The following is a 21,255-nucleotide window of genomic DNA, read 5'->3' on the forward strand; positions in this document are numbered from 1 at the left end:
AAAAGAAAAGTTCAAACCAATAGTAAACTATGGCAATACAGAGAGAGATATGGCAGAGCCATATAGAGGGAAACCTCTTCAAGAACAATGAGTTCCTGCTGGCGTCGACAGATGCGAGCCACCATGTACTGAACGGGCATATGGTGCATATACCACAGGCCGGCGCTGTGCCGGGTGTAGAAAAGGACAGGTTATCGCTGCCTGCAACGGTGACACAGCGTACCGATGTGGACATCACCTACACCCTGAGCGAGTACACCACCGACCCCATACTGATACCCAATGCAGAAAGCTACGAGCTGAGCTACAGCAAGCGTGAAAGTGTACTGGGCGAAAGCCAGGCTGCGCTGAGAGAACGCATAGCAGAGGGCCTGCTGAGGGAATGGGCGCCATCGATGGCTGCACGCATCATACGCACCAGCGGAACAGATATAGATGCTCACCTGGATGGTACAATAGGTACACGCAAACGCTTCCTGGCCAAAGACCTGAAGACGGCACAGCTGACCATGAACAAGCAGAACATACCCATGGAGGGCCGCTATGCGCTGATGAGCGCAGATATGTTCGAACAACTGACGAACGATATAACGGTGGCAGAGTATCCGGACTTCGGTACTGCGTATGATGTGAAGAACGGTGTGCTGGGGAGGCTTTTCGGTTTCAACATAATGCTGCGCAGCTCGGTACTGGTGTACAGCGACGATGCTACACCAGTGGCCAGCGCCTATGGCGCAGCGGTAGCCGATACCGACAACGATGCCGTGCTGTGCTGGCAGGAGCACTGCGTAGAGCGCGCACTGGGCACTGTAGACTTCTTCGAACGTCTGAAAGACCCTACATACTATGGCGATGTATATAGCATAGCCGTGCGCATGGGCGGCCGCAAACGCCGCAATGACCAAAAGGGCACACTTGTGATAGTACAGGATGCATAAGCGGGTCTTGAATAGCTCCTGTTACATTCCCTCCTGCGACCGACCACTTGTCGGCAGACCCGCAAGCCTGATCCTATGCCGCTCCATCACGATGATGGCGGCATAGGGGAGGCTAAAAAGAAAAAGAAAAAATAATAAAGCAAAAATGCTGATGGGCTATGGCCTGTGTATCTGATATGGATGTGAATATGAACGAACATAATAGCCTGTACCTGAGCATTGGCAGCTTTCTGGGTAGTGTGTGCAGTTTTCTGTACGCCTATGTGACGGCAGGCAATATAGCATGGCTGATAGGTTGTGTGGCAGGCCTGGTATCGATATGGGCGGGCGTACTGACGATAAAGGAAAAACGCATCAGGATAAAGAACCTACGCCATGAGAACAATAAAGGAGATACTGACGGGCAATGATGTATGGTGGGGCCCACTAGTGCTCATTATGCTACTGGCCCTTATAGGCTTCGGCGCCTACAGCCAGGCACACGACAAAAGTATGGACAACGCCAACCTGGTGATAGGCGGACTGATGACGAACCTGGGTATGCTGCTGTCGTTCCGATATGGGTCATCGAAGGGGAGCAAGGATAAGGACAAAAAAGGAGAACCCTGATGCAAGGGATGAAAGGATGGGCATGATGCCGTAGTACCAGATAATAAAAGTGACACAAGGTTCAAATAAGACACCTAAACCCTATACAAAATGAAACTTCTGATACCTATGACCATACTGATGTGCATGGTGGCCTGCAGGCCGCTAAAGCAGCAGTATAGACAAAGGGAAAGCACTAATAGCAGGACCGATAGGGTAGCGACCGTAAGCGCTACGAGGCAGGTCGAAGCAAGGGGCAGCACAGGTATGATGAGTGAAGAGGTAAGGCCGGTGAGTGGCAGCGCGTCTCTGACCCTGACCACCACCGACCTGCTGCCCACTACTGATGCTGAAGGGCATAAACAGGGCCGCCTGTACATGGCCGATAGCGGTGGCGCACGCGCTATAGTACGAGTGAGCAGCAACGGCCGTGTGCATATAGAATGCAATACGCTAGCCCTGGCCATAAAACGCTACCGCATAGATAGCGCCTATATGACACAACGCTACGACAGCTTAGTGGCTGCGAACATGGCGACACACCATACATCGAATACCGATAGCCTGACGGAGGTAGTACGAAGAACCAATGCGGGTTTTGCGGGTATGATACGATATGGGCTGGCGTTGCTGATAGCCTTTGTATGCGGTATGCTGGCGCAGAAGTATGTACTACCTATCATCTTTAAAAAGACCTATCATATATGGTAACACCAGATCAGCAGGGAAGACCTTCCATATCGCAGCTGGCACTGCAGATAGCACTGGCCCAGGTGGGCCAGCGGGAAACGCCGGGTCGTGAGAACAGCGGACCCATGATAGACAAATACCTGGCCGCTGTAGGGCTGCCACCAGGATATGCGTGGTGCCAGGCATTTGTGAACTGGTGCTACGAAGAAGCCGCACTACAGCTAAGCACACCCGAACCGGTACCCAATACAGGGGGTGTACTGGAATGCTGGCGGCGCACGCCCGACAATATGCGCATCAGCGCAAAGGCTATACAGGCAAGACCTGAGATACTGTTGCCAGGTGACCAGTTCATAATGAAAGTGGGCACAAAGGGAGCAGGCCATACAGGATTGATAGTGAACGTGCGCGGCAACAAGCTGCTGACAGTGGAAGGCAATACCAACGATGAGGGGAGCCGGGAGGGCTATGAAGTAGCCATGCGTACACGCAATGTACTGATGCCCGAACTGCTGGGCGCGATAAGGTACACTACTCCCGGCTTCTCTTAGCGAGTGCCGGCATACCGAATGCAACTAGAACATGACCCATTTGACCTTTTACTTTTTTGACCATTTGACCTCTTTAACCAAAAAAACACATGAAAATATCAGAAACACTGCTGGCGAGGGCCAGGAAGATCTTTGAGCGGAACGAAGCTCGGGACAAGCTGTACATAACTGCCGATGGGCAGATATTCGTAAGGGAGAGCGATGCCAATGGACAGGCGACCAACCTGGGCCGAGCCGGAGGCATCAAAGATGTGGCAGTATTGCTGCGCACTACTGTAGGAAGCCCGGCAGAAAAGACCTTGCCAAAGGCCGGGGATAAGGCTGATGTACCTGCTACACACCGTGAGCTGACAGCGCAGGAAATAGCCGCAGACCTGGCAAAAGAGGCAGCAGCCAAACTGAACAAGATGCTGAAGGCACTGGTGGAGACCGAGGCAAAACACAAAAAGCTGAAAGAAGAACAGGCCGCACTGCCCATTACCGCCACTGCAAACAGAAAGACCGGCATAGCCAACAGGATAACAGCCGCAGCAGAAAAAATAAGCACGCTAACGACAGATATAGAGGCAGCAAAAGCAAAGCAGGCAGAGACCGATACAAAGACCGAAGATACCCAGGAAGACGAAACGAATGGATGAACGATACCGGTAGTACCGGAAACGATCTTTTGAAAAACAATATTCAATAAGCATTTAAAAGAACCCAATAAATGAGTGGTGTAAGTATAAATTTAGCGAATGGCGGACTGGGAGGAACACTGCAGACCGCAGATGGTATAGCAGGCCTTGTGCTGACAGGAGGTGTAGATGCCGGCGGCTATGTGCTGGGCACACCCAAACTGGTGACAGGTCTCTCGTCTCTAACCGCAGCGGGCATTACCGAAGATGATAATGCATTTGCCATGAGGCAGATAAAAGACTTCTATGCCCTGGCGGGCGATGGTGCGCAGCTGTACCTGATGCTGGTGCCGGATACGATGACCGTGGCCGACATAGCCGACATAACCGAGCCGAACGGCGCACAAAAACTGCTGCAGTATGCAGATGGCAAGATAAAACTGCTGGGCATAATGACGGACGATACTGCAGTAGACACCCCTACCCAGGAAGATGCACTGAACTCGGACATTCCGCAGGCGCTGGTGAATATGGGTTTCCTGGCCAACGAATGGTTCGTTGGGCACAAGCCATTCAGGGCTATCATAGGAGGAACCTCGTATAGTGGTGTGCCCGCCGACCTGGCCGACCAGACCGCTGACAGCATGAACCGTGTTGCCATACTGATAGGTGATACCAGACCCGCACCCACAGGTGGTATAGGTGGCGCAGCCTGCCTGGGTATGGCGCTGGGCCTTGCGGCCAGCCTGCCTGTACAGCGTAAGCTGAGTCGTGTGCAGAACGGCAGGTTGCCTACGGTATCGGCCTATGTGGGGCAGTATGCAGTGGGTGCCGTAGGCAGCGATGAGGGTGTGATAGCCGGCAGGGGCTACATTACCTTCAGGCGTTACCCAAATGTAACGGGCTTCTTCTTCAGTAGCGATACTATGTGTACCGCACCTAGCGACGACTACCAATTCCTGTCGCGCGGGCGCATCATAGACAAGGCCCACGTGCTGGCATATGCCACATTCGTACAGGAGGTGGATGATGAGGTGCTCATAAACACCGATGGTACACTGAACAGCGGCTACTGCAAGGGCCTGAGCCAGCAGATGGAGAATGTGATAAACAACACCATGACGGTGAACAATGAGATAAGCAGCGTGACCTGCTTCATAGATCCTGAACAGAACATACTGGCCACCAGCAGGCTGGAGGTATCGCTGAGCATAATACCTGTGGGCTATAGCAGCAACATCACCATATCGCTGGGCTTCATCAATCCGGCGAACAACTAACTGAGTGGGAGGCCGTGAGTCGCTGGTGATGAGTAGCGGATGCGTGAAAATATACTATGTGTACCGATGAAAAGGAATGAGATGCAACGATACTTATGACCAGCGACCAGGACCTACCGCCAGCAAAGAGATAGATACTAAATAAATAAACCTCAAAAAAATCATAGATACCCGATGGGACTGATCTCGTTTTTCAATAGCAAAGAATGCGAATGGGCGGACATGGATGTGATGGTGGGCAATGCGCCACTGACCAAGATACGCGCCATAAGCTATAAGGCCAGCAAAAGCAAAGAACTACTGCATGGCGCAGGTGATATGCCCATAGGCATACAGAGCGGCAACCGAACATACGAGGGAGAGATAAAAGTGCTGAAAGGCGCCCTTGACGCCATGAACCGCGCTGCGGTGGCACTAAAGGGCAAGGATATACTGGATCTCGTTTTCGATATAGTGATAACCTACAAACCGCATGCTACACGCGTACTGCAGACAGATGTGCTGGTAGGTGTACAGGTGAAGGACTGGGAAAAAGGATGGGAACAGGGCGCCACACAAATGGAAATATCGCTGCCTATCATTTTCATGTCCATTGGCAGCGAGTAACACTTACTGACCTCATATGAATAGAGGCACATATGCCGGATAGGTTGTGGAGCCAGCCGCAAACAGATGGTTGCTGGTGGGATAGCGCGGCTGGTGGCTTCCTTGGGGCAAGAACCCTATCTATAACTGTTGTTAACGAGGCAGCCTTTACCGGGCCATATACATGGTTATGGGTATCGCAACTATCCGGCATTATTTTTTCTACACAAGATCTTCTTCACTCATCAAATACAAATAAAAAATGGAAACACCACTAAAAGGCCAGGCCGCGCCAGAGCAGGTAGCCGCCTGGAAAGCCGAACACCCGATAGGTATTTATAGCATAGAGATAGATGGCCATGTGGCCTACTTCAAAAAGCCGAATCGTAAGGAAATGAACTGCGCCATGAGCAAGGCCAGCAAAGAGTCGGCACTGGACCTTTTTGAAGAACTGGCCAACCTGACCTGGATAGGCGGCAGTAACGACGTACTGGCAGTAGATGAACTGTTCTATGGTCTTGTAGACCAGCTGAAGCTGGTGATAGAAGGCAAGAAAGCACGCCTGGTAAACTTATAGAGGGGGCCGTAGGCGGACCGGGTACAGACCCCCTTGGATACATGGAAACGGTAATAGAAATGTATGCGCCCGGCTGCGATACCACATTGCTGGACGAAGAACAGATGGTACAGAAACTGGCACATATACGGTATGAGCGCGAACGGGCAGCGGCCCAATTCACAAAGTGGCCGTATGGCAACAACAACAGATAAAACAACACTATGAGTGCAGGAGCAGGAGCCGCCGCAAGTGGTGGTGCAGTAGCAAAAGGCGCCGGTGCGGCCGTAGAGGTAGCGAAGAAAGTAGCCGAATGGGGCTACGAGCTGGGCAAGATGTCGGTACAGGCGGCGCTGGAGCAGGAGATGCGCGTGCGCAGTTTTCAGTCGCTGACGGGTAGCCCTACGGTAGGGTTGCGAGTAGCCGAGCAGTTGCGGCAACTATCGGCCAGCAGCGGTATGGGTAGCGATGTGTATGATCCGGCCAAGACCCTGCTGCAGTATGGCATAGGCGCCGATGAGTTGGTAAAAGACCTGCATCAGATAGGCGACATAGCGAAAGGAGATGCTGATCGTATGAAGACCCTGGCCAAAGACTACGGACATGTACGCGCTATAGGCAAACTGATGGCCGAGGACCGGGTGGAAATGAGCCAGATGGGCTTTGACCCGCTGCAAATAATGTCTGAGCGATGGGAGGATTTTGGCTACAAACAAAAGATGACCGTAGGGCAGCTAAAGCAACTAATGGACCAGGGGCGCATCAGCGCTATGCAGGTAGCCAGGGCCTTTGACATAGCTACCGAAAGCGGCGGTAAGTTTCATGGGGTACTAGAACAGATGGCCGGTACAGGTGGCGGTGCACTGCAGCAGCTGAAAGTGAGACGGGAGAACTTCCTCACTGATATAGGTAACTCGATAACACCCTACCTGCAGGTAGGCGCTGATGTGGTCGAAGACATGCTGCAGGGAATGGGCATTCACAAAACCACACCGGATATACTGCGGTCAGAAATGACCGAGGCACAAACAATGGTGAGCAGTATAGTGGGTAGAAATGAGGGCGATGGTACTCGTGCTGCGATGCTAGATATGCTGCGCTCGAAATACCCACAGACCTATGGGGGTATAAATAGCAGGACGGTGACCAACAAAGAGTTGCTGGCCATGCAGGGTGGAGTGAACGAGGGGTATAAAGATCGCATACGGCAGGCAGACTATCAGGACTCGAAGGCCAGGTACACACAAGACCAGATGGCAGCTATAGAGCTGGCCAACAAGCTGAGAAGCCAGGCGAAATATGAGCGGGGACAGGGCGATGTAGGTCTTTTCGATGACAGGGCATTGAAATACCTGGGAGGCGCAGACAGGATAAAGTTGCGCCGTATGAATGTGGATTTCACGAACACATTTGGCGTAGCTACACCAACTGCTATGGAAGCCGCTGCGGACAACCTGATGCGCCGGGCAGGCATGGACCAGGAGCGCAAGACCGCAATGGATGAGGGACTAGCAGAGCAGCGGCGTGTGCAGCTGGTGAGCAAATGGCTGGATCTGAACGCAAACCCAGCTGCCCGAACAGCTATATGGGGTGCTAACACCACAAAAAAATGGCCTGTCTTCGAGAGGTCGGTAAAGGATATACTGGGAAAGAAAGGTATAGATGTGTTAGGTCAGATGAGTGATATACAACAGCTACTGACCCCGGCTACCATGTTGGCAGGAAATACACCTGCAGGCGATAAGCTGGCACGCGCTGTGGAAGGTAGGACCGATGCGGTGACCAATGGCGGAGAGCGTGCCCTGCACATATCTATAGGCAATGTGGTAGGCCGTATGGAGAACCATGTGGCCGATGGCAAAGATCTGGTAGAGACCATAGAGCCAAAGCTGGAAGAAATGATGGGCCGCATACTGGCAGGTGTACCTACATGGTAATGAATAAGAAAAGGCTATTGTTTCATTTCAGTACTACATAATTCATACTTCATAACTCATACTCAATAATGGCAGAGATAAATATTAGCGCCATACTGGCGGCGGCAGGTTACGAGAAGATAAAAGAACCGAAGATGAACCTGGGTCTGTTAGATCTTGAGGATCCGAAAACCCTGGTAAAACGTACCGGCAAGACAGGTTCCCCTTATTACAAGAGCAGCCCTATCGTATATGCAGAGCCCTACTACCTGCCTGTAGAGATAAAGTATGAAGGCAAAAGCTATCACCTTCCTTTTCCCCAGGTCACCTTAGAGGCAAAGAAGCATTTGGTACAGACACCTCTTACCGAGCGCACCGGGCAGGTAATGGAGCTGGTATATACCGATGCCTACAAGATAACGGTAAAGGGGTACATGATAGGCCTGGACGGTGAATATCCCGAAAGCGACCTGGACATGCTGAACGAACTATACCGCATACAGGCAGCTGTGGACATAAACAACGTGATAACCGACGTATTACTCACCACTACGAAAGGAAAGAACAATGTGGTGGTGAGCGAATGGAAACTGACAGATACAAAAGGGGTGAAGAACGTAAGAGAATACGAGCTTGTCCTGCTCAGCAACGAGCAGTTCAATCTTGATGACATATCGTAGTTCATATAACAGATAAACGATACCACATCCTGAAACAGCAACACTAAAACACCAGACATTCACCGTGGCCCTTTATACTTTAAATAGCGAGATCACTATAGACGACCTGCAGTTTCGCGGGGTGCACGAGGTGCGCATAGAGCGTGGCATACATGGCTACGAGCATAAGGCATTCATAAACGTGCCGCATATAGCGCATATAATGAAGGGCAAGCGCGCCGTGCCCGCAAAGAAACCGATCGGCGACCTTTTCAAGGATGGTGCGCGCGTATCTATAAAGCTGGGTTATGACAAAGACCTGCGTACAGAGTTCGAAGGTTTTGTGGTACGCCGGAATGCAGGTATGCCTACCGAGATAGAGTGCGAAGGCTATTGCCGGCAACTGCGAGAACAAAAAGTGACCGCCAAACTGAGCAAAGGCATGACCGTAAAAGAACTGCTGGAATTAGCATGCAAAGGCACTGACGTGGCGGTAGAATGCAAAGTAGACCTTACGCTGTATGGCAAGACGCTCACTGACCATACGGGCCTGCAGATACTGGACGAAATAAAAAAAAGCAGCGATGGCGCACTGAACATTTTTTTCATAGAACCCCGGAAACTGTGGTGCGGCCTTTTGTATACACCTTTCCTGGCCGGTACGGACGTGTTCTCTTTACCTACGGTCAAGTATCGCCTGGGATGGAACTGCCTGAAGGAGAACGACCTGCGGGAGCGTGTACCCAACGAGCCTGTGCAGATATATTTCAACGGCACGCTTGTAAATGGTGATACCGTGCGCGTGACCAGCGATGACGACAAAGCAAAGCGAAAGGAGAAAGCATCGTTCCATGGTATAAAGCAAGAGAAGATGATCACATCTTTCGTGAACGAAAAAGCAAAGAAAATGAACTATACGGGATATGAAGGTTCGTTCACATCTTTTTTGCAGCCCTTTGCCCTACCGGGCTATACAGCCATGGTAAAGGATGGTAGCTACCCCGCGCGCGATGGCAAGTATATGATAGAGAGCACCGTGGTGACCTTTGGCGTGAATGGCGCACGGCGCCATATAGAGTTAGGAGCAAAAATGGGAGGTGCCAATGGCTAACCAGATAAAACGCCGTATAGGCGAAGAGATACGTCGCATAGCACATACACAGGACACCGTAGCGCTTGTGAGCGGCGTGGTAAAAAGCGTGCAGGAGGGTGATGGAACCTGTGCTGTGCTGCTAAATATGGATGATGCCGAAATGACCGAAGGCATATTGCTGGACATCACTACCGGCAGCGTTGATGGCATACATGCCATACCGGCAATCAATAGCAAGGTGTGGCTGGCCGAGGCCGATGAACCGGGCCGCTGGTGCATGGTGAAGTGTGACAAGATAGAGAAGCTCTACATCACCGCTGTAGATAAGATAGCACTGAACGGCAATGGCTTTGGCGGACTGGTGAAAGTAGATGCCCTGGTGAGTAAGTTGAATGCGATAGAAGAAGCTTTTAACACGCATCTTAGCAACTATAATACCCATACACATCCTGCACCTGGCGGAGCTACCACTGCACCGGTTGTGCTTGATAATGGCACCATAATGCCTCTTACGGAAGCAAGCGATATCGATAACCCTAAAATAACTCACGGATAATGGCAAAACGAATGATGGATATAGCCCTTGATAACGAGGCAGATGACGATATGCTGATAACAGGACCGGCTGATGATGGCGACCTGGCAGTGATAGAGAGCACACGCGAACACCAGCGACAACTGCTGCTCAACAACAAGGGCGATTTCAAAGAGAATCCCACTGTATGTGTAGGTGTGATCAATTATATAGATGACGAGGAAGATACCGGGGCACTGATGCGCGAGATAGCCGCCCAATATGCACTAGATGGTATGACCGTACAAAAAGTGATTCGGGAGGCCGGAGATATAGTAAGTAATGCAGAGTACAAGTAGAAGGTAAAAGACCAGAGAGAAAGCAGAACATCACAGGAGTATAAGCCAATATGCTCGTCCAGTAGCCACACAAAATATCGACCCAATGTCACAAGTAACAGTACAACCCAACCAGAACATACTGGATATAGCAGTGAGCGAATATGGCAGTCTTGAGGCTGCTATGGAACTGTGTGCCGCCAATGGTCTTACTCTCAGCATGGTGCCCGCTGCGGGTAGCATGCTGAATGCCCCGGCAGTACCAGAGGCTATGACCGATGCCGACACACTACTATACATGCGCTCTCGTGGTATACAGATAGGTACCGCAGGAATAACAATACCACCTCCGGCCCCACCTACGATGATGTTGCGCAAGGTTCTGGTACCTGACATGCAAACGACCGTAGATGTATATTATCCGCACATAGAAGGTACACCTATCATGCGTGTAAATATGGTAGGAACTGAGAATTTCTACAACCTGTATGATCTGCAGGAAAACTGGCCAGAGCTTACGGCATACTATGTGCGTGCACAACGTTACAGTTTATTCTCGGTACCTGATCCCGGAGGAATAACGTTACCAATGCCGGAATATATAATAGGCTTCATGGAAGACAAAAACCTGATATATCCCATACACGACCCGGCAGGCCCAGCAGAAGAGAGCTATATCATTTACTCTGCACCTGATGCATATATGGGCAGTACAGGTCATGTGGCACGCCTCATAGATGTACATGGCAATAATACAGTGTGTGCCCCTATGATACTGGTGCATTATGTTGGCTTCGATATGCTTGCGCCATTCAATTCTTATGTTATTATGGGAAAGATAGACGTAGACCCCAGCACATGGATATGGGATGAAGAGGCAGGTGTGATGAGAGGTGGAGTCATATATATACCACCTATAGAGCTACCGCCTGGTATATTGGATATACAATTTCCACTTACGGTATTACGCTATCGCAAGCAAAGCGAAATGACCTATACATTTCTGTTCGGGACATGGGAATTAGCGCTGGAGCCAAATGAAGTATACGAGATAATAATAGATACAGGCTTCAGACCATCGGGCATTCTTGATGTGTCATGGCGATCTGCTCAATACAGTATAGCGGTAGAGGTAGTACCCGTCTAGGACTTTATTTACAGCATACTATCGACCGATACAAAACTTACAAAGACCTTTTTTCAATAACATGGTGACCGTACAACCTAATCAAAGTATACTGGATGTAGTACTGAACGAATATGGTAGCCTGGAAGCGGCCATGACTTTTTGCACAGCCAATGGCATATCCCTTAGCACTATACCTGTAGCCGGAACCACATACCAAGTGCCAGCTAGTATCGAAGGTAATGCAATATCTTTGGCATACCTGCGCAGTCGAGACATTACGATAGGAACTGCCGATGTGAACGTCGAAATTCCTGGGCCACTTATTGCGTCTATAGTATTGCGGCCATACGAAATGAGCATAAACTTGAATGGATATCATTTAGGAGAGTTCGGACTCCGATGGGTAAGTCATGTTGCATTTTACAATCGATATCCCTTATTAGAAGATTGGGTAGTTCCGCCAAAGCTCATCCTTACCTCGATTGAACAATGGGATATACCCCCATCTGGATTGGCGGGAGCTGAGGCCGAGTTGCTACTCTCTGCAGGTCAGATGTTCGAAAAAATATTAGAGTTCCCACCCACTACAGAATCTGTAGGAGCAGGAGTTCACTTTTGGTATTCAGACCCATCTAGTTTTTGGGAAAATGCAGTAGCTCGATTCGAAGATGTTGAAGGCAACTCTGCCGTATGTGCACCAGTAGTGGTATACTATTCTCCTACAGCGACACTTTACACAATTATAGGCCAACTCCAATTACATATCGGCACACAAATAGGAGAATCCTACATACAGCCCATTACTATTTTACACCCGCCAGATAATCCTGTTTTCAATGTGCTATATCATAAAATAATCTACCAGACCAGTAGTGGAGAAGAAGTATCTACCGGGGCCTTGGCCACAGGCGATACAGTGGAACTTCACCTGACCGCCGGTATATATCACATCATACTCGCCACTACTTATACACGTCCTTTCGAGGGGGTAGACCCCGGGCCTTATTCTTTCAATAGCCTGGTACTGGAAGTGACCAACTCCTAAAACAATAAAAACAAAAATTTATGGCAAGAACAATAACTCAGATACAGGACGAGATAATTAGCACCAGGGAAACACAGTTGCCAACCCTTAATAGCGAGAGCCGAGTGGCCGTATGGCGCTTGTGGACCTATGTAATAGCTGTTGCTATATGGGCAGTGGAAAAACTATTTGACACACACAAGGCCGAGGTGAATGATATAATAGCCCGGCAAAAACCGCATAGCCTGGCATGGTACAGAGAAAAAGCGAAAGCATTTCAATATGAAAATGACCTGCCCGATGGTAGCGACACTTACTCGATCATAAGAGAAGAAGACCGCATAGTGAAATATGCAGCAGCCATAGAACGTACCAACACTGTGCGGTTAAAGGTCGCTAAGATCGGAGAACCCGCCGAGCCGGGCGGAGAAGAAGACCTGGCGCCACTGAGTGGAGCCGAAATGGACAACTTTGAGCCGTATATGCACCGGGTAAAGGATGCCGGGGTACGCCTTATCATAAATAGCGCCACGGCCGACCTGTTGCGGCTTACTGCCACCATCTATTACGATCCGCTGGTACTGGCTGCCGATGGCTCACGGCTAGATGGAACATCGGCCACACCGGTGACAGATGGCATACGCGCATACCTGAAAGGCATAGACTTTGGCAATGGCCTGATGGTGGTGAACCGCCTGCGCAATGCCATAGAGGCAGTAGAGGGGGTGCGCATTGGCCATCTGACCCTTGTAGAGACAAAATATGCCGAGTTCGATTATACAGAGGTAGAAGTAGAATACCTGCCCGATGCCGGCTATATACGTTTAGATACCACTACACTTACTTACATACCTCACGAACCATTCTAATGACCTATGTTCAATATCGACCTTTTTTCTCTGGGCACACAACTGCTGCCGGTACGCTGGCGCAAGCCGCGCATGAGCGCGTGGATCAGATGCCTGCTGACACCGCTGAACACACTCTATACGCTGTTCCTCAACAACCGGTCTGGCAACCACTACCGCCTTTCGCATACAGGCCAGGTATGTAGTTTGGAAGCCCTGCTGAACGATGCATACGATCCCGGCCGCCACATTTCTATTGAGGACGGCCCCTTTCTGGACCCTCTATTCATATATATCCCCGACGAAGACAGGGATGTACCCATATCGCTTGTCAGCGAATTGCCGCACGATGATTACGAGGCGCCCATATACTTGCTTACCGTGGCCGAGACAGCTACCGAGGCCGAGCAGTTCGTTGTCCGTTACCCTACGAGCATATCTGCCTCGTTCGATGAGATACGCTGGCGCGCCCTTATAGACCAGTATAGGCTGGTGGGCAAGAATACCTATAGCTTCTCACCATTCTGATGAATGAACGAAACTATTGCTGTGCCTACCCTCAAGACCACTTTTATCACTTACAAAACATATACATAAGACATGAACTTACACAAACGAATAGACTTCGGACAGCCGGGAGGCTTTCCCCTTACGCAGAACAGGCTGGCCGACCTTCAGACGGCCTACACCGAAGCGCTGCTTGCTATTATAGCGGCCGGTGGCGACATCGTCGGTCCCTTGCGCCTCAGTGGCATGGAGCTCACTACCCCCTCACCCGGCACCACGGCAGTATCTGCAGGTTACTTCGTATATAATGGCAACCTGGTGCGGTTCGAAGGGGGGAGTGTGACGCCCGGAGAGGACGATGAGGTGGCTATCGTCATATCTCACCCGGCCGAGGACCTTACATACAATGATGGTGTAGAACGTCCTGTGCTGCTGCGTACCATAGCTACACTTGTCGCCGAAGAACCTGCAGGCATGGATGACACCCGTTTTCCCATTATGCTTTTCAACCCTTGGGGACGTATCGGTTGGGCCGGAGGCTACATGATGAGCAGCCCGCTGGAGGGTACCGTGCTTTACCGTAAAGACCTCTTCTCTAACGTAGTAGCGCTGAAGGGTAATGTATCTATCAGCAACATATCGCCGGCCACAGAGTTACCTGCTATAGGTTTCCTCACCTTCTGGACCCTGCCTGAAGGATACAGACCCGAGGAAGATGCCTATTTCGTGGGCCACTTCATAGATCCCGCATCAGGCGGCAACTACCCCCGCAATAGTATGGACTATCTGCGTCACTTTACCTGCCGGCTCACTACTGCTGGTGAGGTACAGGTAGAATTCATAAACGATGACGGTGCCTTCCCTGCCGGCTACAGCGTCACCTTTAACGCACGCCTGAACCTGGGCTGATGAGCCGGCCCATTGCCGGTTTACGGGCCCGCCCTTCCCCTTTCTATTTGCATATCACCGAAATTGGTCTTATATTGTACCTTTGTTTCAAACCAAGTTAACGCAAATATGAAAAGCGCTGCAAGCATTGTGGTGATGCTGGGGCTCACGGCGGGCCTGTTCTCCTGCAAAAAAACGATACACTGCGAAACGCAGACCATAAAGAAGGTATATTTTATCAGCTCGCTTTCATCAATGAAGGTGCCGGACTCGGTAGCTATGGTACGCATGTTCAATAAGACCGGCGGTTTCTCCGAGCTTTCCGAGATATTCCTGCCCATAAAGCTGGCCAAAGAGGGTATATCGGATAAGAGCATGGAGTTTCCATACAAGGGCCAGAAGACCTACGATTATAACTGGGAGGTGACCCTGCTGCCATCCAATAGGGTATACTACTTCTCCAAGATATCGCATGAGAGTGCTACCTCGAAAACGCACTACTGCACCAATGGTACCAGTTATACTGTCAGGTCGGGCCCCGGGGGCACACCCCTTGCCGATTCTACGGTACGCGTACCCGGCAATCCCTACTCCACTACACCCTACTTCGAACACGACATAGAGGTGCAGTATTACTAGTAGCATCATACATTAACAGCATAAAAGCAGCAAGGGATGTCCATATGGACATCCCTTGCTGCTTTATATGACCTAAGCGAACTGTCAGAAGAACATGCTGCACACCACTATGGCGGCAATAACGCATATGAGGTCTACCAGCAGCATAGACGATAGTGTATAACGGGTGTTCTTTACCTTCACACTGCCAAAGTACACGGCTATCACATAAAAGGTTGTCTCGGCCGAGCATTGGAACACACTGGCCAGCCGCCCGGCCATAGAATCTACACCATAGGTCTGCATGGCGTCTATCATAAAGCCGCGCGAGCCGCTGGAGCTGAAGGGCCGAAGTATGGCTACAGGCAGCGCATCGGTGATACCCTTATCTACCCCGAACATAAGGAAGAACCGCGCAATAGCGCCCGATATTATCTCGAACACACCACTGTTGCGAAACAGCGATATGGCCGCCAGCATACCCAGTATATAGGGAAATATGGAAACACCCGTCTTGAGGCCACCTGCGGCGCCATCTACAAAGGAGGAGAATATGTTCTTGCCTTGGTCGGCAAAGGCACGCTCGCGGGTAAAGGCATATGCCACTACGGCCAGTATGATGCTCAGCAGTATCACGTTCGATATATTGGCCGTGAAGTGGTTCTTCTCTATTATGTCCAGCCGGGTAATATAGAACATCAACCCAGCCAGCACGCCCATTATACTGCCTATGGCCAGCAGCAGTGCACCGCTGCGAAAATTGATGCGCTGCCTTATACCCACTATCACCAGTGCTGCCAGCGTACCTATGAAAGAGGTGATGATGCAGGGCAGCATCACATCGGCAGGGTTCTGCGCATTCTGCGCAGCGCGGTACCCTATGATGGATGTAGGTATAAGGGTAAGCCCCGCAGCATGCAGGCACAGGAACATGATCTGTGCATTGCTGGCGCGCTCTTTGTCGGGGTTTATCTCCTGCAGGCTTTCCATGGCCTTTAGGCCGAAGGGTGTGGCGGCAGAGTCCAGTCCCAGGAAGTTGGCGGCAAAGTTCAGCGTCATATAAGATATGGCGGGGTGCTTGGCCGGTACATCGGGAAAGACCTTCACAAATACCGGGCTCAATAACCGCGCCAGCTTCTCTGATGCGCCGGAGTCTATGAGCAGTTGCAGTATACCACAGAAGAAAGAGAGATACGCAATGAGCGGCAGCAGCAGATCGAAGATAGAATTGCGGCAGGTAGGCAGTATGCCATCGGCGGCCTGCCTACCTGCCGTTATGCGTACTACACCTTTATCCAGCGTATAGATAGTATCCTGCCAGGTGGTGGGGCCGTGGGCTATGTACTTATGGTCGGGCGCACGGTTCAGGCTGTCCTGTATATGCACCGGCAGCCGGGCGGTATATACTTCCCCTATCACCAGTGCATCGTCCTTTTTGCCATTCACTACATGGTCTATACTGTACACATTGCCGGTGGCCAGCATACCCAGTATATATACCGTAGACAGGATAATAATGATGAGCCAGAATCTGCTAAGTACCATTGGCGCGGCTATTTTCTGTACTAAGGTAATTGAAAAGATAGCATGGCTGTTATGAATATACTGCCTGCCATGTATTTCCGCTCTTCGCACAATATAGACAAGACCGATATTGTCCTCGTTAGGGCTACAACTATCCTCCCAGAGCGGCACGGTCTCATAAAAAATGCAATGAAGATGATAGTTGCGTTCGCCCTCGATATTTGTCTCTTATATATTACTCATTTTACTGCCTGCCACTTTTTAACTTTTGACTTAATTTAGCGTTCGTATATTGCTATGTCGAAAAAGAAGATGAAACTGAGGTCCGCCTGTATTAGTGTATTGTCTGTATTGTCACTGGCCATAGCCTGCAACTCTCCCGTGCAGAACGCAGCGGCACGCACACCCGGTTTCGACGACCCGGTAAAGGCCACGGTAGCGCCCCTCATCTACGACACGCTCAGCGCTAACGCGCGTAGTATCATTGCCCAGCTCGATGAGTATTATCGCGGCCAGGTGCGTGCCGGCTTCAATGGTGCGGTGCTGGTGGGCGTAAAGGGCAAGGTGGTATACGAACGCTACTTTGGCGTCAGCAACAGGGAAAAGAAAATGCCCGTGGCGTTCAATTCTTCTAGCCAGCTGGCATCTATATCCAAGACCTTTACCGGCGCTGCCATACTGTACCTGTACGAGCACAAGATGCTGAACATAGACTACCCGGTACAGCACTATATAAAGGACTTTCCGTACAGCGGTATATCGCTGCGCATGTTGCTGAACCACCGCTCGGGCCTGCCCGACTATACCAAGTGGGTGCCCGTCTATAACAAGGATACCCGTACGCCTATCACAAACGAGGCTGTGGTAGGGCTGATGGTAAAACACAAGCCCCGTGTGGAGTTCAGGCCCAATACCCGCTTCAAGTATTGCAATACCAACTTCGCCCTGCTGGCGCGGGTCATAGAGGTGGTGTCCAAAATGAGCTATGCCGAATTCATGAACAAGCACATTTTCGCACCACTGGGCATGACCAATACCTTTGTGTACGAACCCTGGAAAGGCCTGCCGGGCAATGCTACCATCAGCTATAAGTACAACTGGGTGCGCGAGCCCGATATGTTCGCCGACGGTGTAACGGGCGATAAGGGCATATACAGTACCGTGCAGGATATGTTTCGCTGGGACCAGTCGCTGTACAACAGCACACTGCTCAGCAACGAGATGATAGAACTGTCTTATGGCCCATGCTCTTTCGAGAAGCCGGGCATAAAGAACTATGGCCTGGGCTGGCGTATGCTGTGCTACCCCAATGGTAATAAGGTCATTTACCACAATGGTTGGTGGCATGGCAACAATACATCGTTCTACAGGCTCATAAAGGAGAACATGACCATCATAGTGCTGGGCAACAGGTTCAATAAGGCCATATACCGCCAGGCGCCCGTTATATACGGTATAGTAAAGGGTGTAGAGGCCACCGGTTTCGACGACGAGGGCTAGGCCGTTCATTTCTTTTTCTTTCATTTTACCTGGTCTATAGAAACAGGTAGGGTGTACGGATGCATTTCAAAATTCGCATAGCACTTTCGCTAAATAATACCCGCGCGACAGCGCGGACATTGCATCTCCCTCTCCATCGGAGAGGGCTGGGGTGAGGCTGAAGGAGCGAAGATCTGAAATGTACCTGCGCTCTGCCTCCCGCCTGCCATATGCTGCCGATACTGTATCTTTGCGCCTCATATATTCATAATATTCTCATTTCTATATGGACCGTAAGATCACATCGGCGCTTATTTCTGTTTTTTACAAAGATGGCCTTGAGCCCATAGTGCGCAAGCTGTACCAGCTAGGGGTAGCGCTTTACTCTACAGGCGGCACGCAGACCTTCATAGAAGGACTTGGCATACCCTGTACTCCCGTAGAGCAGGTAACAGGTTATCCGTCCATCCTGGGTGGCCGTGTAAAGACCCTTCACCCCGGCGTATTTGGCGGCATACTGGCCCGCCGCGACCTGCCCGAGGATATGGCACAGGCATCGCAGTACAATATACCCATGCTAGACCTGGTGATAGTGGACCTCTACCCCTTTGAGGAGACCGTAAAACAGACCAGCGAAGAAAAGGCCATAATAGAGAAGATAGATATAGGCGGCGTATCGCTGATACGCGCCGCAGGCAAGAACCATAAGGATGTATATATAGTGGCATCGCGTCACCAGTATGCCGAGTTGCTGCAGACCCTGGAGGCAGGCAATGGTACCACTACATATGAGCAACGCCGTAGCGCCGCCGCCGCCGCCTTTGCCGAATGTGCGCATTACGATGTGGCCATAGCAGGCTACTTCAATAAAGAAGATGGCGCAGCATACTCTCAACTATCTTATGGCAGCAAGCAGGTACTGCGCTATGGCGAGAACCCGCACCAGCAGGCAGCTTTCTATGGCGAGCTGGATGCACTTTTCTCGAAGCTCAACGGCAAAGAATTGTCTTACAACAACCTGGTAGATGTAGATGCTGCCTGCCAGGTGGTGTCGGAGTTCACAAGGTCTGTGTTCGCCATCATAAAGCATACCAATGTGTGCGGTATAGCCGAGCGCGATACCGTATCTGCCGCGTGGGATGCGGCCCTTGCCGGCGACCCCGAGAGCGCTTTTGGTGGTGTGCTTGCCACCAATACCGCCATAGATGCAGCCACAGCTACCAAAATAAATGAACTCTTCTTCGAGATACTGATAGCGCCCTCCTTCGATGAGGATGCGCTGGCCATACTAAAGGGCAAGAAGAACCGTATACTACTGCAGCAGAAGGCAGCATTTTACCCTCTAAAGGAGTACAAACGTGTACTGAACGGGATACTGGTACAGAGCGCCGACGACAAGAATTTCACCGAATGGGCCGAGGCCGGTGGCCGTATGTGTACCGATACCGAAAAGGCCGACCTGCTTTTTGCCAATATTGTATGCAAACACCTGAAGTCGAACGCGATAGCTATAGTAAAAGACAGGCAACTGATAGGTAAGGGTTGCGGCCAGACCAGCCGTATAGATGCACTGCGCCACGCGGTGGACAAGGCAAAACAGAGTGGCTTCGCCACGGCGGGTGCGGTAATGGCATCCGATGCCTTCTTCCCCTTCGACGACTGTGTGCGCATGGCGCACGAGGCGGGTGTCACTGCGGTGATACAACCCGGCGGCTCGGTTCGCGATGCCGATAGCATTGCTTACTGCCGTGCCAACGATATGGCCATGGTAATGACACAGCTTCGCCACTTCAAACATTGATATCAGGGGTAGCAGGTATGGAAAATAGACCGGCCTGCTACCTGTTTCCATAATATAGATCTACTTTTGCACTCAAATAAAAAGAGTCTCCACACTGCGGAGCGTTCTATAGATAATATATGTTGCAGGATATACAGATACTGAATGAAAAAGAGACCCGTGCGGGTTTTGGAGAAGGCATACTGGAAGCTGGCCGTAAGAACCCCAATGTGGTGGCCCTCACTGCCGACCTTGCCGGTTCACTGAAGCTCAATGCCTTCATAAAGGAATTCCCGGAGCGCTTCATACAGTGTGGCATTGCCGAGGCCAATATGATAGGTGTGGCCGCCGGCCTTACCATAGGCGGTAAGGTGCCTTTCACCACTACTTTTGCCAACTTCTCTACATCGCGCGTATACGACCAGATACGCCAGTCGGTGGCATACAGCGGCAAGAATGTGAAGATATGCGCATCGCACGCGGGCCTTACACTGGGCGAAGATGGCGCCACCCACCAGGTACTGGAAGATATAGGCATGATGAAGATGCTGCCCGGTATGGCAGTGGTAGTACCCTGCGACTTCAACCAGACCAAGGCCGCTACCATGGCCATAGCCGAATATGAGGGTCCGGTATACCTGCGTTTCGGCAGGCCAAAATGGCCCAACTTCACCCCCGAGGACCAGAAGTTCGAGCTGGGTAAGGCACAGGTACTGGCAGAGGGTACAGATGTATCTATCATAGCCTGTGGCCACCTGGTGTGGCTGGCTGTAGAGGCTGCAAAAGCACTGGCCGCCAAAGGCATAAGCGTAGACCTCATAAACATGCACACCATAAAGCCGCTGGATGAGAAGGCGGTGATAGCGTCGCTGAAAAAGACAGGCTGCGTAGTAACTGCCGAAGAGCACCAGGTAAATGGTGGCCTTGGCGATAGCATAGCCAATGTGGCCGGCCGCGAATGCCCCGTGCCGCACGAGTATGTGGCCGTAATGGACACCTTTGGCGAGAGCGGTACACCCAAGCAATTGCTGGATAAATATGGCCTCACATCGGCCAGCATCATAGCTGCTGCCGAAAGGGCAATGGCAAGAAAAGGCAAATAAGAATTACTGATAACTAAGAAGGGTCTTTTA

26 protein-coding genes are annotated in these 21,255 nt (G+C 50.9%); 24 read left to right on the forward strand and 2 right to left on the reverse strand.

What is annotated here, in order from left to right:
* The first annotated feature begins 29 nt into the window (after positions 1-29).
* The 21 genes from ABD843_RS08605 (at position 30) to ABD843_RS08705 (ending at position 15,360) form a co-directional block, all read left to right on the forward strand.
* A complete protein-coding gene (locus tag ABD843_RS08605; protein ID WP_345081535.1) occupies positions 30-938 on the forward strand; it encodes a hypothetical protein in 909 nt (302 codons plus the stop codon).
* 158 nt (positions 939-1,096) lie between these two features.
* Positions 1,097-1,348, forward strand: coding sequence for a hypothetical protein (locus ABD843_RS08610; protein WP_345081538.1), 252 nt, complete (start codon positions 1,097-1,099; stop codon positions 1,346-1,348).
* On the forward strand, positions 1,314-1,547 hold the full coding sequence (locus ABD843_RS08615; protein ID WP_345081541.1) for a hypothetical protein: 234 nt from the start codon (positions 1,314-1,316) through the stop codon (positions 1,545-1,547). The genes ABD843_RS08610 and ABD843_RS08615 overlap by 35 nt, the downstream gene beginning before the upstream one ends.
* 90 nt (positions 1,548-1,637) lie before the next feature.
* Positions 1,638-2,237 carry a hypothetical protein gene (locus tag ABD843_RS08620; protein WP_345081544.1) on the forward strand — a complete coding sequence of 200 codons (600 nt, stop codon included), beginning with the start codon at positions 1,638-1,640 and terminating at the stop codon, positions 2,235-2,237.
* Complete coding sequence (locus ABD843_RS08625; protein ID WP_345081547.1) at positions 2,231-2,767, forward strand: CHAP domain-containing protein; 537 nt, start codon at positions 2,231-2,233, stop codon at positions 2,765-2,767. Before ABD843_RS08620 ends, ABD843_RS08625 begins: the two co-directional genes overlap by 7 nt.
* Before the next feature lie 89 nt (positions 2,768-2,856).
* Entirely contained in the window at positions 2,857-3,405 is a 549-nt protein-coding gene (locus tag ABD843_RS08630) for a hypothetical protein (RefSeq protein WP_345081550.1), read from the forward strand.
* Between the two features lie 71 nt (positions 3,406-3,476).
* Positions 3,477-4,664: a DUF2586 family protein gene (locus ABD843_RS08635; protein WP_345081553.1), complete on the forward strand. Its 1,188-nt coding sequence runs from the start codon at positions 3,477-3,479 to the stop codon at positions 4,662-4,664.
* 174 nt (positions 4,665-4,838) lie between these two features.
* Positions 4,839-5,270 carry a hypothetical protein gene (locus ABD843_RS08640; RefSeq protein WP_345081556.1) on the forward strand — a complete coding sequence of 144 codons (432 nt, stop codon included), beginning with the start codon at positions 4,839-4,841 and terminating at the stop codon, positions 5,268-5,270.
* A gap of 241 nt (positions 5,271-5,511) precedes the next feature.
* Complete coding sequence (locus ABD843_RS08645) at positions 5,512-5,826, forward strand: hypothetical protein (RefSeq protein WP_345081559.1); 315 nt, start codon at positions 5,512-5,514, stop codon at positions 5,824-5,826.
* Between the two features lie 41 nt (positions 5,827-5,867).
* Positions 5,868-6,020 carry a hypothetical protein gene (locus tag ABD843_RS08650; protein ID WP_345081562.1) on the forward strand — a complete coding sequence of 51 codons (153 nt, stop codon included), beginning with the start codon at positions 5,868-5,870 and terminating at the stop codon, positions 6,018-6,020.
* Positions 6,021-6,029: 9 nt separating this feature from the next.
* Positions 6,030-7,742: a tape measure protein gene (locus tag ABD843_RS08655; protein WP_345081565.1), complete on the forward strand. Its 1,713-nt coding sequence runs from the start codon at positions 6,030-6,032 to the stop codon at positions 7,740-7,742.
* 68 nt (positions 7,743-7,810) lie between these two features.
* Positions 7,811-8,401 carry a DUF6046 domain-containing protein gene (locus ABD843_RS08660; protein WP_345081568.1) on the forward strand — a complete coding sequence of 197 codons (591 nt, stop codon included), beginning with the start codon at positions 7,811-7,813 and terminating at the stop codon, positions 8,399-8,401.
* Positions 8,402-8,465: 64 nt separating this feature from the next.
* Positions 8,466-9,491 (forward strand): hypothetical protein, encoded by a 1,026-nt coding sequence (locus ABD843_RS08665; protein WP_345081570.1) that lies wholly within the window; start codon positions 8,466-8,468, stop codon positions 9,489-9,491.
* On the forward strand, positions 9,484-10,029 hold the full coding sequence (locus tag ABD843_RS08670) for a hypothetical protein (protein WP_345081573.1): 546 nt from the start codon (positions 9,484-9,486) through the stop codon (positions 10,027-10,029). The genes ABD843_RS08665 and ABD843_RS08670 overlap by 8 nt, the downstream gene beginning before the upstream one ends.
* Positions 10,029-10,346, forward strand: a complete 318-nt coding sequence (locus ABD843_RS08675) for a hypothetical protein (protein ID WP_345081576.1) — start codon at positions 10,029-10,031, stop codon at positions 10,344-10,346. Before ABD843_RS08670 ends, ABD843_RS08675 begins: the two co-directional genes overlap by 1 nt.
* Before the next feature lie 85 nt (positions 10,347-10,431).
* Positions 10,432-11,472, forward strand: a complete 1,041-nt coding sequence (locus ABD843_RS08680; RefSeq protein WP_345081579.1) for a hypothetical protein — start codon at positions 10,432-10,434, stop codon at positions 11,470-11,472.
* Between the two features lie 61 nt (positions 11,473-11,533).
* Entirely contained in the window at positions 11,534-12,499 is a 966-nt protein-coding gene (locus tag ABD843_RS08685; protein WP_345081582.1) for a hypothetical protein, read from the forward strand.
* A 20-nt stretch (positions 12,500-12,519) separates the two neighbouring features.
* Complete coding sequence (locus ABD843_RS08690) at positions 12,520-13,347, forward strand: hypothetical protein (protein ID WP_345081585.1); 828 nt, start codon at positions 12,520-12,522, stop codon at positions 13,345-13,347.
* Positions 13,348-13,353: 6 nt separating this feature from the next.
* Positions 13,354-13,854, forward strand: coding sequence for a hypothetical protein (locus ABD843_RS08695; RefSeq protein WP_345081588.1), 501 nt, complete (start codon positions 13,354-13,356; stop codon positions 13,852-13,854).
* 72 nt (positions 13,855-13,926) lie between these two features.
* Positions 13,927-14,742, forward strand: a complete 816-nt coding sequence (locus tag ABD843_RS08700; RefSeq protein ID WP_345081591.1) for a hypothetical protein — start codon at positions 13,927-13,929, stop codon at positions 14,740-14,742.
* Positions 14,743-14,850: 108 nt separating this feature from the next.
* Entirely contained in the window at positions 14,851-15,360 is a 510-nt protein-coding gene (locus tag ABD843_RS08705) for a hypothetical protein (RefSeq protein ID WP_345081594.1), read from the forward strand.
* Between the two features lie 84 nt (positions 15,361-15,444).
* Here the strand turns inward: ABD843_RS08705 and ABD843_RS08710 are convergent, their stop codons facing one another.
* Complete coding sequence (locus tag ABD843_RS08710) at positions 15,445-16,884, reverse strand: nucleoside recognition domain-containing protein (protein WP_345081597.1); 1,440 nt, start codon at positions 16,882-16,884, stop codon at positions 15,445-15,447.
* Between the two features lie 291 nt (positions 16,885-17,175).
* On the opposite strand from ABD843_RS08710, the gene ABD843_RS08715 reads away from it, so the two are divergent.
* The gene (locus ABD843_RS08715; RefSeq protein WP_345081600.1) at positions 17,176-18,363 is read left to right on the forward strand and encodes a serine hydrolase domain-containing protein; all 1,188 of its coding nucleotides are present in this window, start codon (positions 17,176-17,178) and stop codon (positions 18,361-18,363) included.
* Between the two features lie 66 nt (positions 18,364-18,429).
* On the opposite strand, the gene ABD843_RS08720 is transcribed toward ABD843_RS08715, so the two are convergent.
* Positions 18,430-18,603, reverse strand: coding sequence for a hypothetical protein (locus ABD843_RS08720; RefSeq protein ID WP_345081603.1), 174 nt, complete (start codon positions 18,601-18,603; stop codon positions 18,430-18,432).
* A 25-nt stretch (positions 18,604-18,628) separates the two neighbouring features.
* Between ABD843_RS08720 and purH the strand changes: the two genes are divergently transcribed.
* Together purH and ABD843_RS08730 are read left to right on the forward strand one after the other, a co-directional pair.
* Positions 18,629-20,143, forward strand: coding sequence for a bifunctional phosphoribosylaminoimidazolecarboxamide formyltransferase/IMP cyclohydrolase (purH, locus tag ABD843_RS08725; protein ID WP_345081606.1), 1,515 nt, complete (start codon positions 18,629-18,631; stop codon positions 20,141-20,143).
* Positions 20,144-20,262: 119 nt separating this feature from the next.
* Positions 20,263-21,225 (forward strand): transketolase family protein, encoded by a 963-nt coding sequence (locus ABD843_RS08730; protein WP_345081609.1) that lies wholly within the window; start codon positions 20,263-20,265, stop codon positions 21,223-21,225.
* The last annotated feature ends 30 nt before the right edge of the window (positions 21,226-21,255 follow it).

The sequence above is a fragment of the Nemorincola caseinilytica genome, from assembly GCF_039540515.1.
Lineage (GTDB): Bacteria > Bacteroidota > Bacteroidia > Chitinophagales > Chitinophagaceae > Nemorincola > Nemorincola caseinilytica.